The organism is Salinibacillus aidingensis, from assembly GCF_039522525.1.
Lineage (GTDB): Bacteria > Bacillota > Bacilli > Bacillales > Alkalibacillaceae > Salinibacillus > Salinibacillus aidingensis.
On sequence record NZ_BAAADO010000002.1, the window covers coordinates 238,262 to 260,230 of the forward strand.

22 protein-coding genes are annotated in these 21,969 nt (G+C 31.8%); 4 read left to right on the plus strand and 18 right to left on the minus strand.

What is annotated here, in order from left to right; genetic code table 11:
• Positions 1-275: 275 nt before the first annotated feature.
• Both ABD006_RS04850 and ABD006_RS04855 read left to right on the plus strand, forming a co-directional pair.
• Positions 276-611, plus strand: coding sequence for a hypothetical protein (locus tag ABD006_RS04850; RefSeq protein ID WP_343838249.1), 336 nt, complete (start codon positions 276-278; stop codon positions 609-611).
• Between the two features lie 345 nt (positions 612-956).
• On the plus strand, positions 957-1,235 hold the full coding sequence (locus ABD006_RS04855) for a hypothetical protein (protein WP_343838250.1): 279 nt from the start codon (positions 957-959) through the stop codon (positions 1,233-1,235).
• A 391-nt stretch (positions 1,236-1,626) separates the two neighbouring features.
• On the opposite strand, the gene ABD006_RS04860 is transcribed toward ABD006_RS04855, so the two are convergent.
• The 3 genes from ABD006_RS04860 to ABD006_RS04870 all read right to left on the minus strand — a co-directional run bounded on the left by ABD006_RS04860 (position 1,627) and on the right by ABD006_RS04870 (position 5,438).
• Positions 1,627-2,286 carry a restriction endonuclease gene (locus ABD006_RS04860; protein ID WP_343838254.1) on the minus strand — a complete coding sequence of 220 codons (660 nt, stop codon included), beginning with the start codon at positions 2,284-2,286 and terminating at the stop codon, positions 1,627-1,629.
• 118 nt (positions 2,287-2,404) lie between these two features.
• Positions 2,405-5,161 (minus strand): hypothetical protein, encoded by a 2,757-nt coding sequence (locus tag ABD006_RS04865; protein ID WP_343838257.1) that lies wholly within the window; start codon positions 5,159-5,161, stop codon positions 2,405-2,407.
• Positions 5,162-5,243: 82 nt separating this feature from the next.
• Positions 5,244-5,438: a hypothetical protein gene (locus ABD006_RS04870; RefSeq protein WP_343838260.1), complete on the minus strand. Its 195-nt coding sequence runs from the start codon at positions 5,436-5,438 to the stop codon at positions 5,244-5,246.
• 709 nt (positions 5,439-6,147) lie between these two features.
• Between ABD006_RS04870 and ABD006_RS04875 the strand changes: the two genes are divergently transcribed.
• Both ABD006_RS04875 and ABD006_RS04880 read left to right on the plus strand, forming a co-directional pair.
• Positions 6,148-6,693, plus strand: coding sequence for a competence protein ComK (locus ABD006_RS04875; RefSeq protein WP_343838262.1), 546 nt, complete (start codon positions 6,148-6,150; stop codon positions 6,691-6,693).
• Positions 6,671-7,489 carry a DnaD domain-containing protein gene (locus ABD006_RS04880; protein WP_343838265.1) on the plus strand — a complete coding sequence of 273 codons (819 nt, stop codon included), beginning with the start codon at positions 6,671-6,673 and terminating at the stop codon, positions 7,487-7,489. The genes ABD006_RS04875 and ABD006_RS04880 overlap by 23 nt, the downstream gene beginning before the upstream one ends.
• Here ABD006_RS04880 and ABD006_RS04885 read toward each other — a convergent pair.
• The 15 genes from ABD006_RS04885 to ABD006_RS04955 all read right to left on the minus strand — a co-directional run bounded on the left by ABD006_RS04885 (position 7,484) and on the right by ABD006_RS04955 (position 21,965).
• On the minus strand, positions 7,484-7,951 hold the full coding sequence (locus ABD006_RS04885) for a transposase (protein ID WP_343838268.1): 468 nt from the start codon (positions 7,949-7,951) through the stop codon (positions 7,484-7,486). The genes ABD006_RS04880 and ABD006_RS04885 overlap by 6 nt on opposite strands.
• A gap of 313 nt (positions 7,952-8,264) precedes the next feature.
• A complete protein-coding gene (locus tag ABD006_RS04890) occupies positions 8,265-8,525 on the minus strand; it encodes a hypothetical protein (protein WP_343838271.1) in 261 nt (86 codons plus the stop codon).
• Positions 8,526-8,650: 125 nt separating this feature from the next.
• Positions 8,651-9,169 (minus strand): hypothetical protein, encoded by a 519-nt coding sequence (locus tag ABD006_RS04895; RefSeq protein WP_343838274.1) that lies wholly within the window; start codon positions 9,167-9,169, stop codon positions 8,651-8,653.
• Positions 9,170-9,242: 73 nt separating this feature from the next.
• Entirely contained in the window at positions 9,243-9,710 is a 468-nt protein-coding gene (locus tag ABD006_RS04900) for a RipA family octameric membrane protein (RefSeq protein ID WP_343838277.1), read from the minus strand.
• A gap of 76 nt (positions 9,711-9,786) precedes the next feature.
• On the minus strand, positions 9,787-10,200 hold the full coding sequence (locus tag ABD006_RS04905) for a TIR domain-containing protein (protein WP_343838279.1): 414 nt from the start codon (positions 10,198-10,200) through the stop codon (positions 9,787-9,789).
• 635 nt (positions 10,201-10,835) lie between these two features.
• A complete protein-coding gene (locus ABD006_RS04910; RefSeq protein WP_343838281.1) occupies positions 10,836-12,218 on the minus strand; it encodes a sugar phosphate nucleotidyltransferase in 1,383 nt (460 codons plus the stop codon).
• Positions 12,219-12,239: 21 nt separating this feature from the next.
• The gene (locus ABD006_RS04915; RefSeq protein ID WP_343838284.1) at positions 12,240-13,058 is read right to left on the minus strand and encodes a sulfotransferase domain-containing protein; all 819 of its coding nucleotides are present in this window, start codon (positions 13,056-13,058) and stop codon (positions 12,240-12,242) included.
• A gap of 8 nt (positions 13,059-13,066) precedes the next feature.
• Positions 13,067-14,557: an oligosaccharide flippase family protein gene (locus ABD006_RS04920; RefSeq protein ID WP_343838286.1), complete on the minus strand. Its 1,491-nt coding sequence runs from the start codon at positions 14,555-14,557 to the stop codon at positions 13,067-13,069.
• Between the two features lie 16 nt (positions 14,558-14,573).
• Positions 14,574-15,614 carry a glycosyltransferase gene (locus tag ABD006_RS04925; RefSeq protein WP_343838289.1) on the minus strand — a complete coding sequence of 347 codons (1,041 nt, stop codon included), beginning with the start codon at positions 15,612-15,614 and terminating at the stop codon, positions 14,574-14,576.
• Between the two features lie 83 nt (positions 15,615-15,697).
• Positions 15,698-16,588, minus strand: coding sequence for a sulfotransferase domain-containing protein (locus ABD006_RS04930; RefSeq protein ID WP_343838291.1), 891 nt, complete (start codon positions 16,586-16,588; stop codon positions 15,698-15,700).
• Positions 16,589-16,798: 210 nt separating this feature from the next.
• Positions 16,799-17,341, minus strand: coding sequence for a transposase (locus ABD006_RS04935; RefSeq protein ID WP_343838293.1), 543 nt, complete (start codon positions 17,339-17,341; stop codon positions 16,799-16,801).
• A gap of 102 nt (positions 17,342-17,443) precedes the next feature.
• Entirely contained in the window at positions 17,444-17,938 is a 495-nt protein-coding gene (locus ABD006_RS04940) for a helix-turn-helix domain-containing protein (RefSeq protein WP_343838295.1), read from the minus strand.
• 158 nt (positions 17,939-18,096) lie between these two features.
• The gene (locus ABD006_RS04945) at positions 18,097-19,404 is read right to left on the minus strand and encodes a hypothetical protein (protein ID WP_343838297.1); all 1,308 of its coding nucleotides are present in this window, start codon (positions 19,402-19,404) and stop codon (positions 18,097-18,099) included.
• Between the two features lie 183 nt (positions 19,405-19,587).
• Positions 19,588-20,826 carry a glycosyltransferase family 4 protein gene (locus ABD006_RS04950; RefSeq protein WP_343838300.1) on the minus strand — a complete coding sequence of 413 codons (1,239 nt, stop codon included), beginning with the start codon at positions 20,824-20,826 and terminating at the stop codon, positions 19,588-19,590.
• 20 nt (positions 20,827-20,846) lie between these two features.
• Positions 20,847-21,965, minus strand: coding sequence for a glycosyltransferase family 4 protein (locus ABD006_RS04955; protein ID WP_343838302.1), 1,119 nt, complete (start codon positions 21,963-21,965; stop codon positions 20,847-20,849).
• Positions 21,966-21,969 lie beyond the last annotated feature (4 nt).

Genomic DNA, 21,969 nt, shown 5'->3' on the forward strand with positions numbered 1-21,969 from the left:
CGGTGATTCTGTAAATAATATCTTCTGCCCAGCATCTCTTATAGACAAATGACCAAGTATGTCTTTAACAAAAGGACAATAGTGATCTAAGTGAAGATTTGTTATTAATACCTGATATCACTTATATAAATAGTAACGAGTATAGGGCGTGACTACATGTATTCCGGTTTGATTTAGCTATTTTAAAAAGAAATTGCCAATAAAAGAAGGATTATTCATTGTGTATGTTAAATTGTGTAATTGTTAGTTTAAAAAAACTGATAGGATGGTGAAACATGAGAGTTGGTGATATCTATGTTTTTTATGACCATGATGAAACGTATAAAAAAGTAAAAATAATTAATGTTAGAGGTTATGAACAAATAGAGATGACGGGAATCCAAGAGAAATACGTTGAGGCAGATGTGGTAGACTTTGAATATACAGACTCTAGTACTAGGAAAAAATACGGAAGTGAATTATATCAATCAAAGCGATTTAGAAAAATTGATAGGGAGCCTCATTGTTGGAGTTGTAAAGACAATCTGAATGAAAAAACTGATCATATTTGCCCCACTTGTGGCTGGATTGTTTGCCCTAACGATGGGGGTTGTAAGTGTGATAAACCATAAATCCATAAACCATTGTGATATTAAAGAAATATATTGAATGTTGCAATGTTTATAATCAAGCCCAAGAGGATTATACCCTTGATCCTCATTAATAAACAAACAGAGTCAATTAATGTAGAAGTTCATAAATTATTTAAAAGACTCTGGTAAATTCTTTTGTGGAGAAGATTGGTACTCAGAAATTAAATCAGTTTCGTTTTAAGCTAGTACAAAAACTTGATAACCAAAGTGTTTAGAAATTGAAAAACGAACAGGGATTACAGGAGGAGAAGCTAATAAGTTTTCTTTCATAAGGATATGTCACAGAAGGGGAAAAAGCATGCAGTAAAGCATCATGACCTAACCATGATGAATAAAATTTGGGGCTCACCTGTACTTTGCAGGAAAGCTCCTCATGTACGTCCTTATCTTGAAATCATACGCATAATGGGGTTATTAACTTCTACTGAATTAACTTTAATTGAAAAATACGCGCGTTTTGCAGAAGTACCATTTCAAAACAAGAAAAAAATATATGCGAATCAAATTTTGAAACTTTTAAAAGAAAAAGAACCCCGGGAGCAAATCTTATTTAAGGAAGTTGAGATGATGGGTTTTCAGTGTAAAGCACCTCCTGCAGCGTGAGTATTACTCTGATACCCTATATAACATTCCTTTAAGTTGGTAAAACAAGCTTTTTAAATTCTCTCGTTATTTCAATTTTTCATCCTCCAATAACTAAGGCGCTGAAATCAATCGTCGCAGCTTTCAATTACACTTTCACTTTTGTAAACAAATTAGAGATTTGCCCTCAAGGGTACTACGAATCTTGTAATTAAAAATCTATTTACGATTTTCCAATAATTGGCGAATATCAAAAACATTAATGTATTTTTTCAATTTTTTCTAACCGCCTCCGTCCGTCCAATAATAAACCCAGTTATATTATTCTCATTAATTTCAACACGTACCTGTTCCAGAATTTGGCCAACTCTGATCTCGTTTTACTAGTTTTGTAAAAACATTCGTTTAACAATCACAGGGCTTTTCCCTTTTTCTCGTTCTGCCACTTTACAATATTGTTTTTCACCCAATTCAATTCATAACAGAGCATTTGGTAGTCATCTGCTTGCCTCAAAGCGTCTTTAGTATAGCCGGAAGTGGTTATAAATCGTGATAGTACACATCCCTGATTGCGCTTGGCGGAATGTAGTTCTCTTATTTGGCTTACAGTAATTTGATTTCCTGAGCCTATATAATGTTTGATTTGAATAGCTTCAGCCTCATGGTGTTTATTATAGATGATTAGATCTACACCACCGTCAGCTCCCTCTTTCGTTTCTTTTGGTTTATATCCTTTGGCCTTAAAGTAAAGAAAGCATAATCTTTCAAATTCTCGCCATGACAATTCTTCTAAACCAGAACATATTATATACTTATCTTCTCGCAGCCGATTTGGTGAAATATTATTTAACTTTTTGTTCTTGCCCTTCTTTTTACCTGAACTACTTTTTTTACTTTTTTTGTCTGGCAGAATAGAATATATAATTCTCTCTATTACAGGTGCTGCAATTATCAGACTAAGTAATATGTAGAAATTAGTACTTTTGAAAACAATCCAGTATAAAAATAAACTAACTAATAGAAATAATGATGCAACGGTATTAGAAATTGTCTTTTTATCTTTTTTAGTCACTTATTAACATCCTTTGCCTATTAATCACACTTTTATGGTTATTCATATCTAAGTTATAGAAGGTATTGGCTTTTCTTAGTTCTTATACATAAATCGTATTATAGTATCCGGAATGATATTAGTCTTCCAATTGGTATTTCTGCAGATATTCCTTTCCTTTCTCTCGAATAACATAATTATTGTCTACACTAGCTTTTTGCATCATTAGTTTGGTTATTTTTGGATTAATGACTATTAGCTGATCAAAGTCATTAATAATAGTATTCTTTATATAACCACTATCAAAATCCATAATTTTTGATAACTGAGTTAAAATTGTTTTTTCCGTATTAATAGTTATCATTTGTAGTAATGCTTTAGTGGCGAAGAATCTCACATCATGATTTTTGTCATTACTCATGGATAATACGAACTGCAAGGTCATAAATAAAATATCTTTGTCTATTTTTTCTGCGTACTCATCATTCATTAAATTATTAACCGCTTTTAATGCTTCAATCTTTTCAAAGTCGTCCAGCTCAGTATATCTACTTATGACATAAAACATTGCTCTAAAGTCTACAACTCCACACAGTACCTCCAAAAGCAAATAATTAAATTCAAGCGTAGTAGCTGTATATCTATCAATAAAATCGTTTTTTACATTTTTAACAACTTCCCTATTGTTCACTATCCTTTTATATAGATTATCTTTAATAGCTATGTCATTTTTATATTTTGCGATAAATACAATTAATTGAATTGCGCTTATTTTATCTGAGATTAGTTGTTTTTTATTAAGTAATGTTTCTAACGCAGTCTCAATAATTAAATTTGCTAAGTCCCCTGCTATCTCTAACTTATTGTGATTTATTATATTTAATATCGTCTTATAGGGATCAGAACCGAAGCCTGCATATAGTCCATTTTGACCTTGAGTGTTATTACGTTCTTTTATTTCTTCAATATAATCCAGTATGTGTTTCTCATCATATCCAGAGGAGTCTGTCATTGTTTCTATCTGATAAACTTTTTTACTGTGATCAGGTAGATATTTCATTACATTTTGGTGTAAATCATCACATAACTCTGGTTTAGTGCGGCTAATGGTTATTACTGCATCCAATAATTTATGAACTTTATCACGCTTATCTTCATCCTTTATGATATCGTTAACTAACAATATGATCTGCTTTGAGTTTTGATCACTTACATATTTAAGACCCATACTTGCTAGTAAATCAAATATATCATCGTAAAATCTGTACACTTTTTTTGTTATTGCATTAATACATGTTTCAGCAACTTTATTATTATCCATTCTTAGATGATTGGCCTTTAAGGCTTCAAAAATATGATTACCATTAACAAATACCCGATTTTCTTCCTCAATCCAATCATTGACCATATTTAAAATTTCTCTTTGTATATTTGCATAATCATAATCTGAGAAAAAATAACCCAGGTGCTTAAATGCTTCCAAAGTAGAAATCATTCTCTGGTGCTTTATTGGTTTAGTTTTTGAAAATTCATATATATCTAATGCATCATTTGAGTTCATTTTCCCAAAAACATCATTAAAGGTATTGATATAGCTATTTATTTGCTTTTTGTTCCCTCTGTATATAGCCATCTTCAGTAATAAGACACGGAATTGCCATTCTTCATATTTTTCACTGAGATAAAAAGCAATGCTTTCTAATCTGTCGACTGTAATCAGAATATGTGTAAGTGAACCATTATAAATGGCAATTGCAAAAATACTTGCTACTAATTCAGCAAAGATGTCAATATGATTGCCAAAAGTCACACTGTAAGGAGATTGAGTCCTTTCTTTAATTCTTTGCTTATCAAGCTCTTGATATAAGCTATTTGTGAAACGGTCAAGAATAGGATAAAAAAGTGGTTCACTCATCCCATCTATCTCTTTTTGTGCATCATTTTGTAGAGAATATTGATTCCTCTCTTCACCATAACTTCCTTGAACATTTCTAAGATCAATTAATATATCCTGGATTAACCATTTCGGCAAAGAGTATTCTTTGGCTTTATTTAATGCATCTTTTAAATGTTTTAGACAGCTGGATAAATCATCCTGCCAGTAACTCTGTATTGATTTCCAGCGTAACTTTACAACCTTATGTAAATTACTGCTTTGTTGATTTTCAAGATAGTCAAATAGCAAGGATGTATTAAACTCCCTTATGCTTCGTTTACCAAATACCAGATGTAAAAAGTCCTCACTATAATCATCTAATTCATTTGTTTTTTTTATATCACTTTTAAAGTTAGACATCTGATTTACTATAAAATTCTTTGATTTGTCCAAACCTTTTAGTATACTCTTATTCATTGATTCATCCGCTTGAAATCCGGCTTCAATTTTTACGTCTTCATAATCATCGAATTCTGGATCTATCAGACGGTTTTTGGTGTATAGTTTATATATTTTCACAATATCATTAATCAGACTGTCATAGCCTGTCGCAACAAAGTCAGTAAAATTTTCTACTACATAAAACCGATAACCTTTAGCTCCCATCAGTTCATTTTGAATTTGGGTAGGCGTCTTTTCTTTTTCATTACAAAATAAATATATTGACTTCTTTGATTTTGCCTTTGCACGATTAATTTCATTTACGACAGCTTGCGTAACATCATCTTTATTATCAATAAGAAAGATACACACATCACTGTCATCAATTTCATATAAATATTCCTGTTCAGCAGAAAGAGTAGATCCTTGACGATTTTTTTCAAATAAATATACATTTGCTAATCCTGTTTCTTCTATAAGTTGTTTTAATTTTTCCCTTACTTCATCATATTTCGGAATACCACATTGTGAACTTATAAACACTTTTATTTTATCTGTGACTTCAGTATCAACCATCATTCTCACCTTTTTTAAAAAAATTATTTCGCTCTTTTCTTTCTATCTGCAGCCGACTCTATATGCTTATCTTCCACATTATACTTCATAAATCAAAATACTCACTTGCGTCCTTTTCATGCTCTCCATTTAATATAGGAAAATAATTGTTACACTTATCTATTTCACTAATAAACTGATTTACTTTTGATAAAAAATCATTATCTACTTCAAACCCTTTCCCAATTGCTAAAAACATAGGTCCTTCCAACCAATTGAATTTCAGTAGTGAGTCAATCATATACCTTACCAGTTATTTTGAACACCATTTTCAGAACAGTATATTTTGTGATTCTTTAATTTTTTGTAGATAATGTTTCAGGAGTTAGTGTTAAAATCCTTACCTCTTAAATATAATCAAAGATTCTAATAATAAGTATATTTCTACAAATTTCCGCAAAATCCTTCCCAAAATTTGTATTATTAATCCTTCCTACTATCATTCCTTTCTTCACAATCAATCCCTGTTAATCCCCACCACCTTGTTTATTGCGACCTACAGGTCGCTTGGGACAATGTACCTGTCCCCATGTCCCGCAAAAAAACTCCGTCTTAATTCCAAACGTGCTGTGTCTTGTCTTTATCTCCCAATAGATAATTTAGAAAAAAGGGAGATCGTTTTGACGGATCAGGAATTACAGTTGGTGATTGGTAGATTTCTACGCAGGAGGAGAATGGAAATGGAAAAGGAAATCAATGTTCATTCTATAGAGGAGATCGCTTATCAAGCGTGGATTCATGACAAAAGTTTAGGGAGAATGGAACGGGGAGAGACGATGCCTTACGTATTCAATCTATTCATCTTTCTAAAACCCTGCATATCCCATGGGAATTACTTGATGAGATCAAGAAGAACATGAATTAACCCCATTCTCCTCCTCTTATCCTCCGCACCAGCCTCGAGTTTCGATTTGTTTAACCCCAATTTCCCCACAAAAGGAGTGTCCCCAATGACTGAAATTCTGAGCAACTACCGCATTACCCCCTCCACCATCGCCTTACTGCCCGCCAGACATTTTGACTATGACACCATCGTATTAGAAAAAGGCCGCGAACTTTATATAAGAAAAACCCCCTTGCAGCTAATCAAGAGGGCCTGTCTGGAGGCTGGGTCATCTTATGATGGGAGGAGGCAGTACATTATGTATCAAACGAGCTTCCGTCACAAGGTCCCCATTCCTATTTATCCCGACCAGCAAATTTATGCCTTTCCGACTCATTCCCCTAACGACTTCAACTGCCAATGGATTTTTTATCCCCACATTGACTCGCTTATCTCCAATCACACCGCTTCGAAAAAAATCCATCCATCAATCATCCGATTTAGAAACGGGGATGAACTTCCACTTAAGGAATCTTTTTACCTGCTCGAAAAACAAATCCAGCGAACGGCGATCTGTATGCTGCGCTATCAATCCGCTATTCAAAATCAATTCCCATCCAAAAATGATAGAAACGAAAGGACGATCCATAATGAATTATATTCAAGAGATTAATGCTTTTTATACGTTAGGCGTAACCAATCCTGTCTCAAATTCTGCCGTGAGTCTTTGGCATGCGTTAATGCACATTAACAATCTGACAAGATGGAGGAAAACATTTACGGTCGCTGCTACGGTTTTAAAAACGAAATCCGGGTTAAAGGATAGTGCGTTTAAGCGGGCGCGAAAGGAACTGGTGGACAAAGGGTACATTCACGTCCGATCCCGGGGAGGAAATCAGGCTCCGGAATATCAAATGGTCAGCCTGTTGGCCATTATGGACCACAGCGCGAACCCCAAAGCCGACCACACGATGGACCAGAGTACTGACCAGAGTTTGAACCACAGTGCGGACCCATTAATAAAAGAAAGAAAGACGAAAGAAAACCAAACCAATCCTACAACAACAAATGCAAAAACTGCATCCGTGATTTTCTTTGAGGAAAATGCAGGTGAACTGCCTACCTATATTCAACATGATGTCCAGGAATGGGCTCAGTCTGTTGGTGATGAACTGGTTATCCAAGCTATAAAAAGAGCCTTAGAGCGAAATAAGGCGAACTGGGGGTATGTGAAGAGTATTTTAAAAAGCTGGGAGAAAAAAGGGATTACCAGTGTTGAAGAAGCAGAGGGAGAGGAACAGACTTATCAAAAGCAAAGGTCCAAACCGCGAGTTTCACGGAAAAGAGAAGTGCTGCCGGAGTGGTTTGAAGTGGAGAAGGAGAAAGAAAAGCAGCCTTTAGCTAAGAAAAGTCGTAAGGAGATTGAGGATGAGAAGCAGGAGCTTGCGGGGTTACTGGCTAAGCTATAGATCGTACCCTGTACTCCGCTCCCGATCTACATAATCGAAATAACTGCTCCACTTATAATCATTCAATTCCGATACCATGTTGGCTCGGAGCGGGTTTAAGTGAATATATTTATTTACCTCTAATTCGTACTCTACATTATGTAAATATTCAGAAGCATATCGGCTTTCGAACACATGACCTGTGAATTTATATTTTTTGTTGAAGTATTTGGCATAATTGAGGTGAACCTGCTGAAGGATTCTTCCGGGATGATGTTCATGTGGCTGCATCTGGAGGTGAACATGATTGGTCATAAGGCAGTAGGCATGGAGTGTAAAAGGTTTGGTTTGTTTTACCTCTTCTAAAATCCTTAAGTACTCCAGGAAATCATCGTCCTCATGAAATAAAGTCGTCCTCCTTACTCCACGAGTGGTTATATGCAAATTCGCACCAGGAAACCAGATCCTTTTCTGTCTTCCCAATCTAGCAACCTCCCATGACTGATTTTCAAAACGGTGACGTGATATCTATGTTTCTATCTTATCCAAGAACCCGGTGCTAACTCAAACTAGTAAAATTTAAAATTCTCAGTGGGTAAAAAAACATATTCCAGAGTATTAAAACGATATTTTATCAATCACAAGACACTCAAAATAGAAGTTTGAACTAATTCAATACAAAAAAATAAACTTGCAGGAATTATCCCACAAGCCCTTTCTATCCACCACATAGGGACAAACACCCCTAATTGTCCATTTGTGGTACCGGGTACGGATATCACGCCGCCAATAGTAGTTATTGTTGACAAAAACGGTCAAACTTTGGGTTAATGGCAAAGTTCTGTGTTTTCGATCCATATGAAAAAGTATGTTCAAGTGTAGAAATCATGTCATTATCCACTAAAGTTTGTAATGCATCCCTTACGATTGGCTCACTGTACCCATCTATAGCAGCTGTTGTGATAATTTGATTGATTGACGTTATACGATTTTTGCTAATCACTTTACATAATAAATCAAATAGACCTTTATCAATGTCCTTAATCGAATTATTCACTTAATGTCACTCCTTTTTATCTTCATTACTTTTATTAAATTTATTTTAGATCATTGTTAATACCCAAAGTAGACAAAAATAGTGTAACAACTCCTATCCTAGTAAGAGAAGTAATCTTATATTACCTAATAATATAGTCTTGGTGGTGTACCTTTGCTTTGAACAACCTGCCTAACGTATCCTTTCCATTTCTCCATTATTTGGAGAAATTCAGCACCTTCTAAATAATCCTGTGTATCTTCATTTAAATCAAATTCTGGTAAATAAGTTCCAGTCACACCTTTCTCTCTTAAAATTAGTATGGGAAGTCCTAATTGAAAGGCCATAGCTGGCTCAATATGAGAATACGGGCTAGTCATCCAGACATTTGAAATATCTTTCGAGTCTTGTCCTTCTAGATCAGGCGAATACTTAAACGATCCGTTATTTATGTAATATCGTCTATAAGCAATTGTAATAATTCCATTAGATTCTAGCATTAACCTTCTAATTGCTGTCAGCGGTGCATCCATATCGTAATCTGTAACACCGAGAGTTCTTGGTTCAAGACCACTACTCTTCAAATATTGCTTAATTTCTTCCACAAATTTCTCTTGAACTATTTGATGTGGTTTAGGATAACTTAAAAATACCGAAGTACCCAAAAATATCGCTCCTTATTGTACAATCCGCCTTTTAAGCAATGATTTAAATTGGAATATTATTAAGATAAATCAATTACCAAATTGAAAAAACCTCAAATAAATAATAAAGGGCTATTATTAAATAAGGAAAACCAAGATAAATTGGCACTTTTTGTTCAATCTGAGTTAAACGTGTATAATTTTCTCCGTTTCCTCGTTTAAGGTGATTCCATTCCTCATAAAAACAACAGTAAGGAAGCTGTTTTTCAACCTCATGAATAACTTTAAATCGGCCTGTGTTCAATTGTTTATACGACTTTATATGTACGTACCACGTATAGCATAGTAAACCGCCTAACAAAGAAATAATTAGTATCATTGTGTTTGGAAAGTTATTTTTAATAAAAAGTGATACTATAGCCAATAATCCTGAAAGAACGGTAATATAAAACTTATTTGTGTTCCCTCTTTGCACAGTTGTGTTATCTGTTAGTTGAACATATAACTTATACTGTTCTAGCAAATGTTCTTTATAATTATCACCGTACTCTTCTTCATTCACAAACAACACCTCTTAAATTAAAGTCAAATTAGATAAAATCACTAGCATACTAGTGTTTTATCTAACATACTTTTATTTATCCCAGTTCTTTTATAGCATCAATTATTGATTTTGACTGCCATTTAACAATACTGTCCGCATTATCCTTTACACGTTTTGAAGTCCTTTCTGATGCCCAAGGTTCTACAGCAATAATAGGTTTTGGTACAATAAATTCTGTTTTGCAAATGTCAATCTCTTTATCAATCCACTTGCTGTGACTGGAATAAACACCAGCCAGTATTATAACCACACCGCTAGGACTGACTTTCTTTTTAATTGCTTCATAAAGTTCTTTTTCATTCTTAGCATTATGAATTGGATCATTTTTAGGAACAGAGTAATTTTTATATAAAAAATTATCATCCTTATCAAGCAATTCAATTAAACCATCATATGCATCTGAATATGTCCATGAATGGCTGATAAAAAGATTGTAAGTTTTAGGCATACTAAAAACCCCCTCTGTGTTTTATTTACATATATTAGATAAAAGATGACAAAAATCCTGCAAAATAGCTAAATTAATTCCAAAGAAGATAGCTGTTTCTAGAATTCAGATAATTTATACTTTAGAATAGAAGGCATTCTGTGTTTATGGCAAACTAAAAATGTAGTCTTTGGCAGTTAATTTATGTAGTTCCCAAAAGGGGGGTATATAAATAAAAAACCACTTGCCAACCTCTCAAAATAACTTTAAACTCCTCGTTGGACCAACAACGTTCGACAGGAGGTTATTAAGGAGATGTTAGCAGTGGCTAAAATTGATTATATCAGACATGAGGTAAATCAAAAAGGAGAAACATATGCCAGCGTAGGTGGGAAAATGGGGATTAACCCACACAGTAAATAATTATGCAGAGAGCAAGAGATACATAACCTACATCTGTGTTCACTTTTCTAAACTCAACATTGTGACCAGTTAAAGATTCTTGTGAAAAATCCATAGCTAAAAGAACTGCAAATAATCATTCTCAAGTCTTCACCATATTGCTGAAACAATTCCCGTATTATTGCAATACTTCTGAAAGCATGGCCAAATCCGTAATCAGAAATATAAAAAGCAACAGTTTTCATAAGGATCACCTATGAAATAACTGTTGCTTTTGATTTTTGAAAATGGGCAATAACATCTTCCCATTCGAAATATATACGATTAAAGTCATCATTACTAATACCTGCACCTGTTTGAACTTCTATAAATTCGAGTTCAGAAATAGCTCGTACACCATGTTTTTTACCGGCAGGAAGGTGAATAACATCTCCAGCTTTTACTCTGGTGATCTGGTCATCAAGGGCTAGTTCTCCTTCACCTTTTACAATGGTCCAGACTTCATCTCTTAAATTATGGTAATGGTAGCTGGAATTCTTTCCTTCTTCTATACAAATTCGTTTGGTTACCATCTCTTGTTCATCATCGTATTTCGTATAGTCCAATGTTCTTGACCATCCCCAAATCCGTTCTTCATACATAGGTGGCTGATCAAAATCCTTTATAAGATCCTTAACTTTTGGACTGGATGCTTTGTCGCTAACTAATATGCCATCAGGACTTGCAGCTACTACTAAGTCTTTGCCACCCAGCACTGTAACCGGGATATCCAGTTCATTAATTAAATGAGTATTTACCGAATCCTCACTTACAACACCTTTTCCAATTTGAGTTGTCGCCATTTCTTCGGTTAATGTATTCCATGTACCCAAGTCTTTCCAATAGCCATCATAAGGAAGTGCAACAATGCTATTAGCCTTTTCAACCACTTCATAATCAAAGCTTATTTTAGGTAGATCATTATATTGATCTTTTAGCGATGTGTATTCAGTAGGCAACCCTTTCTCTTTTAATACATCCATCAGATACCCAAGTTTGAATGCAAATACACCACAGTTCCATAACGCATTTTCATTTATTAATGATTCTGCTCTTTCCTCTGTTGGTTTTTCTGTAAAATGGCTAACTTCTACTACCCCATCACTGTTATTCATTTTAGGAACTATATAACCGTATTTTGTAGAAGGATAGGTAGGTTTTACACCAATAAGTCCCAAATCAGCATTAGAAGTGTTAAGTGCATTATCCAAATCTTTCACTCTATTAAAAAAATCATCCTGCACAAATGGGTCTACTGGCAAGACGACTACTGTTTCATCTTCGTTAACTTCTTCAACTGAATATAAATATGATGTTGCTAATGCAATGGCTGGAAAGGTATCTCTTCGGTTTGGTTCAGTTAGCACTGGAACATCCAAGCCTAATTGGTTATGAATCATTTCACGTTGTAGTTTTGATGTCGCTATCATAGAAGAATCTGATAATCCTACAGATTTCAACTGCTCCCATACACGTTCAACCATTGATTGCTTATTACTCTGACTTTCTAATATTCTTAGAAATTGCTTTGATCGTGTATCGTTGGATAGTGGCCACAGTCTTTTTCCTGATCCTCCTGAAAGAAGTAATAATCTCATACTATACCTCCGTTAATAATTCTATTGAATATAACCTAACTTTTTAAGAAGATTACTATATTGTGACTCAAGTATTTCTATCTGTTTTTTTGTCAAATAGTCATTCCACTGACCCTTCTTACCAGATCGAAAGAATTTTATATTTTGGTTTGTATTCTTTAACTCTTCAGCTTTATTCTGAACTTCTACTTCACTTTTTTGTAAATTATCAAAAGAACTTTTCTCTATTGCCATGGTTAATTCCGATTTATTTACATTTAAATCTAAAAAATCACATACCTTAATCATTTCTGAATATATATCTTCTAACATATCTTCATATTTAATTAAGAGGAAGTTTGAATTTCCCTTAGAAGCTCCTAGCCAACTTCCGACGTTTTCACCCCATGTTCCATAATTATCGATATCTCCGGCTAAAAACTGATTATAAAAATCGTTAAACTCTATTGAGGTATTTTTCCTTTTTTGTACATACTGATAGTACGATATGATTACATCCCTAACATCTCTTACAATGTATACTACCTTATTACTTTTATATTTCGTGAATTTAGGCCTAAAATAACTGTGAGTTTTAAAAATATTAATATCATTATTACGTTTAATTTCATTGTTTTTTCGTTTATAAATATCAACTATAAAATCTTCTATATTAGCAAAATCAATCCTCTGTTTACTATAGATTAAATTTGCTAATAAAAATCTCATCCACGTATTTCCCGACTTTGGATAAGATGCTATAAATATGTCGTTTTCCTTCACTTCAAAACCTGTATCGTGATCAATCAATCTTGGCATTATTGATTTAGATAAATAGTTTTTTATACTTTTTTTAAACATATGACCAGCTATTTTCCTTTCTTTAATTTACTTAGAATTTTATTACGCAAAAATGTCTTATCACTAATACTTAAGAACCACCATTCTACTACAGTTACTAGTAATGAAAAGAATAACACCAAAATAAATTGAACTAGAAATGTTATACTCAAATATATTTGGGTAATTAAAAATAATACAAATAGTGCCATTACACTAATTTGAAATTTTGAAATAGGTTTAAACAAAAGTGTTTTTTTTATTTGAAATAATTGAATTATATTAATAACAACCATGGCCATAAATGTCGCAAGTGCTGCACCCACAATATCTAAGTCCATATAATAAATGAAAATGGTATTGGCAATAATATTAATAATGATTGTTGAAGATGTATTCATAAACTCATATTTTGTATTGCCAGTCATAAGTAATGTTGCACCAGTTGGTCCTGCCCAAGAAGAGACAAATTTAATGAAAACTAATAAAGTAAGCACCAAACTAATAGATGAATTAAGATATTGCTCACCATATAATAGTTTAATAATAAGAGGACCAAAGGAGATTGCGAAAATCGCAAAGACAAAATTTAAAAATGTCACTATCTTCACCATAAAGAAATATGACAACTTGATATCTTCATAATTTTTATTTTTATATGATTCAGAAATCATTGGCATTAGTGCATTTTGCATTGAATTTTGTACTACAGAAATAACTTCAACTATAGCTACAATAGCTACATATTGACCAACAACCGTGGCATTATCAAAAAATCCAAGCATCAAACGATCTAACTGGTGATTAAAAAAATAACCCATACTAATTATTGTTGTCTCGGCACCTAAAATAAGCATACCCTTATTGGGAAAAGCAATGGCTGGTAGTTTTCTTATTCTAATTCCATTAAATAAATCCAGTTTTGTAGATTTTATAACTATATATATAAATTGAAAAAACACCACTGTAGTATAAATATATATAACATGTAATAATTTCAATTCAATTACTGTAGTTAAAACTAATAAAATTATAAATTTAAAAAATCCCTCTATTAGTTGTGTATAAAAAACATCTCTTAGGTTCCTTTTTGCTCTATGCAATGAAACTAGGAAGTTTGATACAATAGATACACCAATAATAATTGAAAAGTACTTTAATACTATTTCTAGTTGAGGTTCATCAAAAACATTATTTGCTATTGTAGATGATAATAAAACTACTAATAATGGAATTGAAATTGCAAAAACTAAATTAATCAATATATATTGTGATATTTTTTTATATTGTTCATTATTTACCTTCCCTGAAAAGTCCTTTTGAGCATTTAAACCTAGCCCAAACATTCCTATTTTTTGTGAGAAGTTTTTTACAGTTTGTGCTAAGGAGAATATTCCAAAGTTACTTGGACCTAGGGTTCGTGCTAATAGTACCGATACTAAAAAATTTGATACCCTTTGTAATATATTAATTATAAAATATATACCGCTATTACGTGCTAATTGTTTCTTTTGAGGCATAATATCTTCCTCATATTCATAATATTTTATTATACAATTGTTTATGTTTTTCTAAGAATAATGAAGGCTCTAGATTTTTTTTATACCTTTTTGTCTCAATAGATTGTTGCCAATTTTCTTGGGAGAATTTTTTAATTCTGAAAGATAAATCAGCTGGATCTTCACTTTTAAAAGTATATCCTAGGTTGAATGAATTAATTAAAAATCCTAGATTACCTTCATCTGGCCCTATTATAGGTATATCCCTGTAAACCGCTTCAGTCATTGGACCACTATTACCAGTAAAATCACTTTTATAAGGAAGAACTAATAAATCAGATACTACAATGTTTCTAACAAAATCTTTATTAGCAATAAAATCCAATTCTAATCGACAATCTATGTTATACTGCCTTATTTTTTTTTGTATATATTCTTTAGAGAAAAATTCTTCTTTTCCTACAATATTTAACTTTATTGTTTTTTTTAATGAATCATCTAAATACTTAAAAGCCTCAAGGAGTAAATCCAATCCTTTTTCCTTACGAGTACCGCCTAAAATTGAAACAACAAGCTTATTTAAATCAATGTTATACTCTTTTCGGATAACTTGCTTAGACTCGACTTCAAAATCATTAAAAACTGGATAATCTATAACAATTACATTTTTTATTTTATTCTCTAAAAGTTTTTGTTTTATAAATTTTGAGTGTACTATTATATATTCTAAGTTTTTTGAAAAAAGTTTTAACAGAAACATCTTTTTTCGAGTTTGTGGGTAGTGATGTAAGGTACCAACTATCTTTACCTTTTTATTACCAAAACTAAATGGTCCTATTGTATATAAATTATCCAAATATAGAAGATGTAGAACATCCCCATTATTTATTTTATTTAAGCTTTTTTTAAGGAAATCTCTTCTCTCTTTTATATATCTTTTTATATTTTTTCTATTCGAAGAAAACCTTAATTCATGAGATATATTATTAACATTATCCAATTCATTTAATGTATCCATATATAATTTATGGTGACCACTATAAACATTATCAGCAATCCAAATAGTTCTATTGGTCATATTTAATCTTCCTCATATAAATTTTCAATTTATTTATCTATAATTTAATAATTTCAGTATTTATATCAAAATTCCAACACTGCCTAAACCTTCCAATGACTAAGGTTTATTTTTAAAAGCTTTTCTAGGTTATTTAAATCTTCCTCATAAACACTATAAAGTTTACTTTTGATTTCAAAACTTAGTTCTGGTTTCTTTTCAGAAAATATCCTTTTTAAAACAAGTTCATCAATGCCTCTAAATAAAATTTTTGACAAATTTATTATTGGTCCCGACCTTTGAGTTAACCGAGTATTAGTTTTATTATATTTATATATAATTTTATTTTTTATTTTATTTATTCTTAAACGATTTAGGTTATACATCCCCATATTAGGTTTCTTAGTTAAAGAATTAGGTATATAAGTTTTATTCTGTATTCCTAAAAAATTATATACTCTCTTCAAAGTATTGATAGAATCCATTTTAATATCTTCATCAAACATAACCAATATTTGATTTTTATTAAAATACTTTAAATATAGATCAATATGTTTATAATAATAACCGTATTCTATAATATCCTTAGCTGATTGATATTTCTTGCTTAAAGACCCATTTAATATACTTTTTATTCCTTCTTCCAAAGGTGTTATTGGTAAAAAGCCCATTCTCATATAATGATAGTATGCAGATATAGTTCTGTTTACAGGATTACGTAATACAACTATTAATTTAATATTTTCTGAATAACCCCTGATTCTTTTAGGACATTCCTCTTTAGCTAAATAGTTAGGTCTTTTTATACCTTTTATCGGTGCATTACTATTTTCTATAATAGTTTCTAACTTTTTTAACCCTTCCATGTGATAGTCTGGGTTTTCAAATACAGAGATTTCATCTTGAGGCATATAAACCTCAGGATGTTCTTCCAAACACCTATGAATAAAAGTAGATGCTGACTTTTGTGCACCTATTATCATAAAATCCAGCATGATAAGTGCTCCTTAAATAAAATATTTAAATATGGTTCCTTTTATTGTGACGCCATAACTCTATTAACTTTTTAAATAATATTTTGGCTCTTCGTCATATTCTGTGAACTCGCACATTTCAGGCCTTTCCATAGGTCAGTAGAATCCCTTCTGCGCTTACCAACCATTCAGTTGATGGAGCGCAAGGGTCAAGCGCTTTTGTCTTGATCCTTAAGCGACATCAACTACGCTTTTGGAAGCCGAAGAAGGATGTAACTCTTTGTTACTCTGAGAGCATTCTAGCTTTACTCTAATTCGAAAATGTTCTGGGTTTCTAAATCCGTAAGAAATCCGTTTTCTATTTTTGATTTTATGATTCGTTCCTTCTGTTTTGGCATTTGTATAAGGTAACCGAAAATATTCTAGGATATGAATCTTCCATGTAGCCAACGTTTTTGTATACTCATGAAATGCTAAGAAAGGGCTCATCCTTGCTTGCTCAATCCAAGTATTTAAAAATGCTTTAGCCTCCTCATATGTTGACTGTTCATAGAAGTCATAAAACCATTCTTTTAAGTAATAAGCATGAGCGATTTCTGGTGATTCCTCATGGTATTCTTCCAGCTTTTGATGTTGTTTTTCGGTTAGACGACAAAGGCGCTTTAATAAGGCAAATCTACCCTTTTTAAGTCCTTTAATCTGGGCATTATGAGCTTTTCTGACTTGATCAAAGGCGTGATTCACTTTTTGAACTACATGATTCTTATCAATCACGATTGGGACACCTGTATATAACTATTTGTCAGCTTTATGGAATAGCCGCCACATGTGCATAACAAGGGTTTTTAAACTATGTCTTTCAACATTTCAATAATCTCAAGAGCTGATTGATAGTAGAGCTGATTGATAGTCACGGTCTGCGCCCATTTCATGGACGTTACCCGTTATAATACCTGTCACAACAGTTTCGTAACGGTGAACTTTTCGAACGGCAAATTCATCGATGCCAACTACACTAGAAGTTTGTTCATCTTGTAATTCATTCTTTGCCATTTTGTAATAGATACGTTCGATTGTTTTGTAGCTCATCGCCAATTGACGGCTCACATAACTAATCGTTGTATCACGACATTGTTCAAATATGTGCTCCTGCAATCGATAGGTTTGATGGCTTCCAGATTGTACAGATGATAAAGGTTCACTAAACACTTCCTTGCAGTTTTGACAACGCGATCGTTTGACATGAATGAGTAGATGCAAATTTTTATGAAATAGATTCATATTCCTTACTCTTCGTAGACGTTTGTCGTGTCGTTTAAGGTTTGAAAAACCGCAGTGAATGCATCGATTTGGTGATTCGATCGTTTCCACCTCTAGTAGTATTCTTTTTTTGAATGGTCTGTTTTTAAAATCATAAATTCCGGCAATCCTAGTGGTAAACTTATATTAGCTTTCACTCGCTATTTCCTCCAGTTCATTGATTGGTCCCCATGAAATGAATTGCCAAGAAATAGCGAGTTTTTTCATGTTTATTGTATATTTTTCACAGAAAGTGACGATGAATCAATATTTTTTTGTTCACCTACACTTCCTTTTATAATGTGATGTACAATATTAAAGATTATAAATAATACAGATACGATTAATACTGGTCTAACTAAACTAAGGGGTGTATATAAATACCACCTGGGTACAGAAAATATAATTGTGACCGTAACAATTTTCAGATAGTGATTATTACGGGAACCTAGCTTGTTCAGGATAATTACAACTATTACTGAGATAAGAATAACCCCTAACCACCCAAGCCAAAAATAAAAATGAGAAGGTATTAATCCACCACCGTGATTGTAAAAATAATGTTCCTTAACATAGTGGGTAACATCACCCATATCATTACTTGCTCCTAAAAATATATGACTTAAAAACATAAAAAAGGAGTTAATTTTATCATTAATAGTTACTAGAAGCTCAGCGGCAACATGTGTCGCTGATGCATGATAAGCATAAACTGGTGTATTGAAAACAAAAAAGTTATTTACTAAATTAGTGGCAACACCTATAAGATTAATTGATTCTAACGAGTATTGTTGTCTGTAAACATCAATTAAACTATTAAGAAATATCCCAATACTCCCTCCTAATAAAATTAATTTTACAGATAATCTTTCTAACAAAAATAACATTAAAAATAGTATCATAAGTTGAAGTGATGTTATCCTACCCCCGTAATAAAAATCTTGCAAGATGAATAGAAACATTATCCCAATTAATAAATACCTTCTTATAGATGACTTCCCTGAAAAGAAATATGCAACTAAAAACATAATGGTTGAGTATTCATACATAGGTGTGATGCTTATAGTATATGTTGAAAAATCACCTCTATTAATACCGAATAGAAAAATGTATATTAAGACTAATAATAATCCATAAAATATAATAATGTTATCTCTCGGGATAATTCTAAAGTTATCTATATTTGCTATCCTAGATTTAAAAAATAAAGATACTATACTAGTAAATATTAATAACACTCTTATTGTTAATCCATAAATTTCTGTTGTTTTTATTTCTTCAGTTGGTACACCAAGATTCCCCCCAATAAAGTATTCTCCTACAACGATACTATAATTACAGTAGAAAATGAAGAAAGCAACAATAAACAATGGAACATTTTTTCTGCATTTATACAAAAAAATAAATGAGAAAGTCAAGGATAAGGCAGCTGATATTCTATTTGTTATAATTGTTATATCTAAATACATTGCATAAGTGGTTACAGCGAAAAAGACAATTAATTTGAATGCTAAGCTTGTGTAGTTACTTTTCTTCATAGTATTCTCCTTTAATTTATAACCCATATGAATTATAGACCATCAAATTATTATCTATTTTGGTGGTACTTCTCTAGATATCTGACTAATTTCACAGTATTCTCAGTATAAATATTAACTTTTGAGAATCCACCCACCTCCGGGTTATCAACTAATATAGAGTAATATTACTTGCATACAAATTTATAAATTTTTTAATATTTTCTTATATTTAGTAATTGATAATTCCTTTGTTAAATAAGTTTCAAGATATCTCCGGCCTCTTAAGCCAATTTCACTTCGTTTATTTTTGTTCAGTTTATAAAAGTAGGTTATTTTTTCAACAATTTCATTATATTTATGTGGTTCTACTACTACCCCACTTCTACTTTTGGTTATAAGCCTTTCTGCTTCACTACCCTCTTCAATAACTCCTAAGATAGGTTTTCCAACAGCCATAACCCCATATATTTTACTTGGGACAGATACCCCTTTTATCCCCTTTTGATTAACAACAAGATGAAGATCACCAACATTTAAAGAATACTTAATAAAATCTTTCGGTTGATAAGGTAAAAACATTACATTTTCTAATCTATGATTATTAACATATTCCTCAAGTTCCTTCTTTTTAGCTCCATCACCTATAAATAGAAAGATAATATCCTTTTGAGTGAACTGTTCAGCTACTGAAATAATATTTTCCAAGTCATAATACAATCCAATGTTACCGGAATACATTACAACGAATTTATTTCTTAACCCATACTTTTCTTTGAATTTTTCAATTTCATCAGTATTTTCAGGTAGAGGAGTAACTTCATTTTCATTTATCCAGTTATTAATAACTGTATAATTGGGTACATTCCCTTTTTTGAATCTATTCTTTAAGGTTTCTACCATATCATTTCCAACTAACACTATTTGGTCAGCATACTTACAATTAAGTTTATCTAGCTTTATCGCAAACTTATAAATTAGTTTGTTATTTGTGTAATTAACTGCTTCTGCCTGCTCCGGATTAAAATCCTGAATGTTATAGAGATGCTTCTTTCTTTTGAAGAACTTTCCTATTGTTCCGATTAATCCTCCTAGAATAGGAGGTTGTGATATAGTATATATAATATCAATATTCTTTTCCCTAATAAGTGCTATTAACGCAAAAATAAAATAAGAAGTGATATATTTTATTCGGCTCCATTTTGAAGTTTTCTTAACTGATGGTAATTTGATTCTTATAACCTTTATACCATTCTCCAGATATTCTACTTCGTATCTCTTTTTTGTTTGAACAGTTTCACCAGCATATCCTGGTTGTGCTGCAATAACTGTAATGTCGAAATCTTCAATTAAATCAAAACACAACTCTGTCATTAGTTGCCCAGTTGAAGCTAGATCAGGATAAAAATAATTAACAACGAATGCAATTCTTTTTTTTGGCATGTTCCTCTTCCTTATAAAACTTATATTTGTTGAAAAGTCTTTATTAGTGAATCTATATACTTTTCCTCTGTATAATAATGTTCATAAATATCCCGGCTACTCTTCCCTAATTTCAATTGCTCATTTTTATCATTATACAATTTTTTTATAGCTTCCTTTAAATCCTTAACACTAGGTTGAATTATATAACCACAACCTGCTATCAATTCAGCTATTATTCCTTTATTAGTTGAAATTATAGGTAATCCTGCTGCCATACCTTCTATGATTGACATTGGCTGACCTTCAACTTTATATTTAGTTGGTAAAACCATAACATCAGCACCCAAAAACAAATCTTTCTTTTCATCACCTTTTTTTATTCCACAATAGGTTATATACTTATCAACTTTTTTATTTTCTATATATTGTAGTACTTCATTAAAATCTTCTTTGTTAAAAATACTGCCAGCTAAATTTAATTGAAGATTATAGCCTTCATTTATTAATTCAGTAGTAGCCTTAATTAGATCAATATACCCTTTTTCTTCCATTAAATTACTTAAATAAAGAATGGAAAAAAAGTCCTTGTTTGGTTTTGAATGAATTTCATCCGTTTTAATAAAGTTAAATGGAATACCATTTGAAACAACTTTTACTTTTTGCACTAAACCTTTATAGTTTTTTGATAATTTTTTGCCTAAGACTATGCCAATGTCTACTTTTTTTAAAGTATATGAAATAAATTTATTAAGAAAACCATTTGTTTCATCAATTACATTTGCTAAATTATTTCCATGTAAATGTGTGATCACTTTGCAGTTACCAAATAATTTACACAAAAAAATTATTATACAGTCTCTAAAAAGACCTAGTTTTGTTTGTGATATTGATAAATATATAATAGAATTCCTATAAAGTAGTGATGACATAAAAGCGCGAAAGATATTTGCCATATCCATTATTGTTTTAGAAAGAGTAAAAACCCCAGCATTATCTGTTGTGTGTTTACTTGTATCTATTTTTCTAACATTAAACAGGTCATGTAGTTCATTAGATTTGTATAATGATTCTAAGGCAATACTTTCTCCATGTATTGGAGGAGGCAAAGGCCCAATAAAAATCAGTTTTTTTTTCTTTTTTAAATTTTCCTTGGACAAAGTA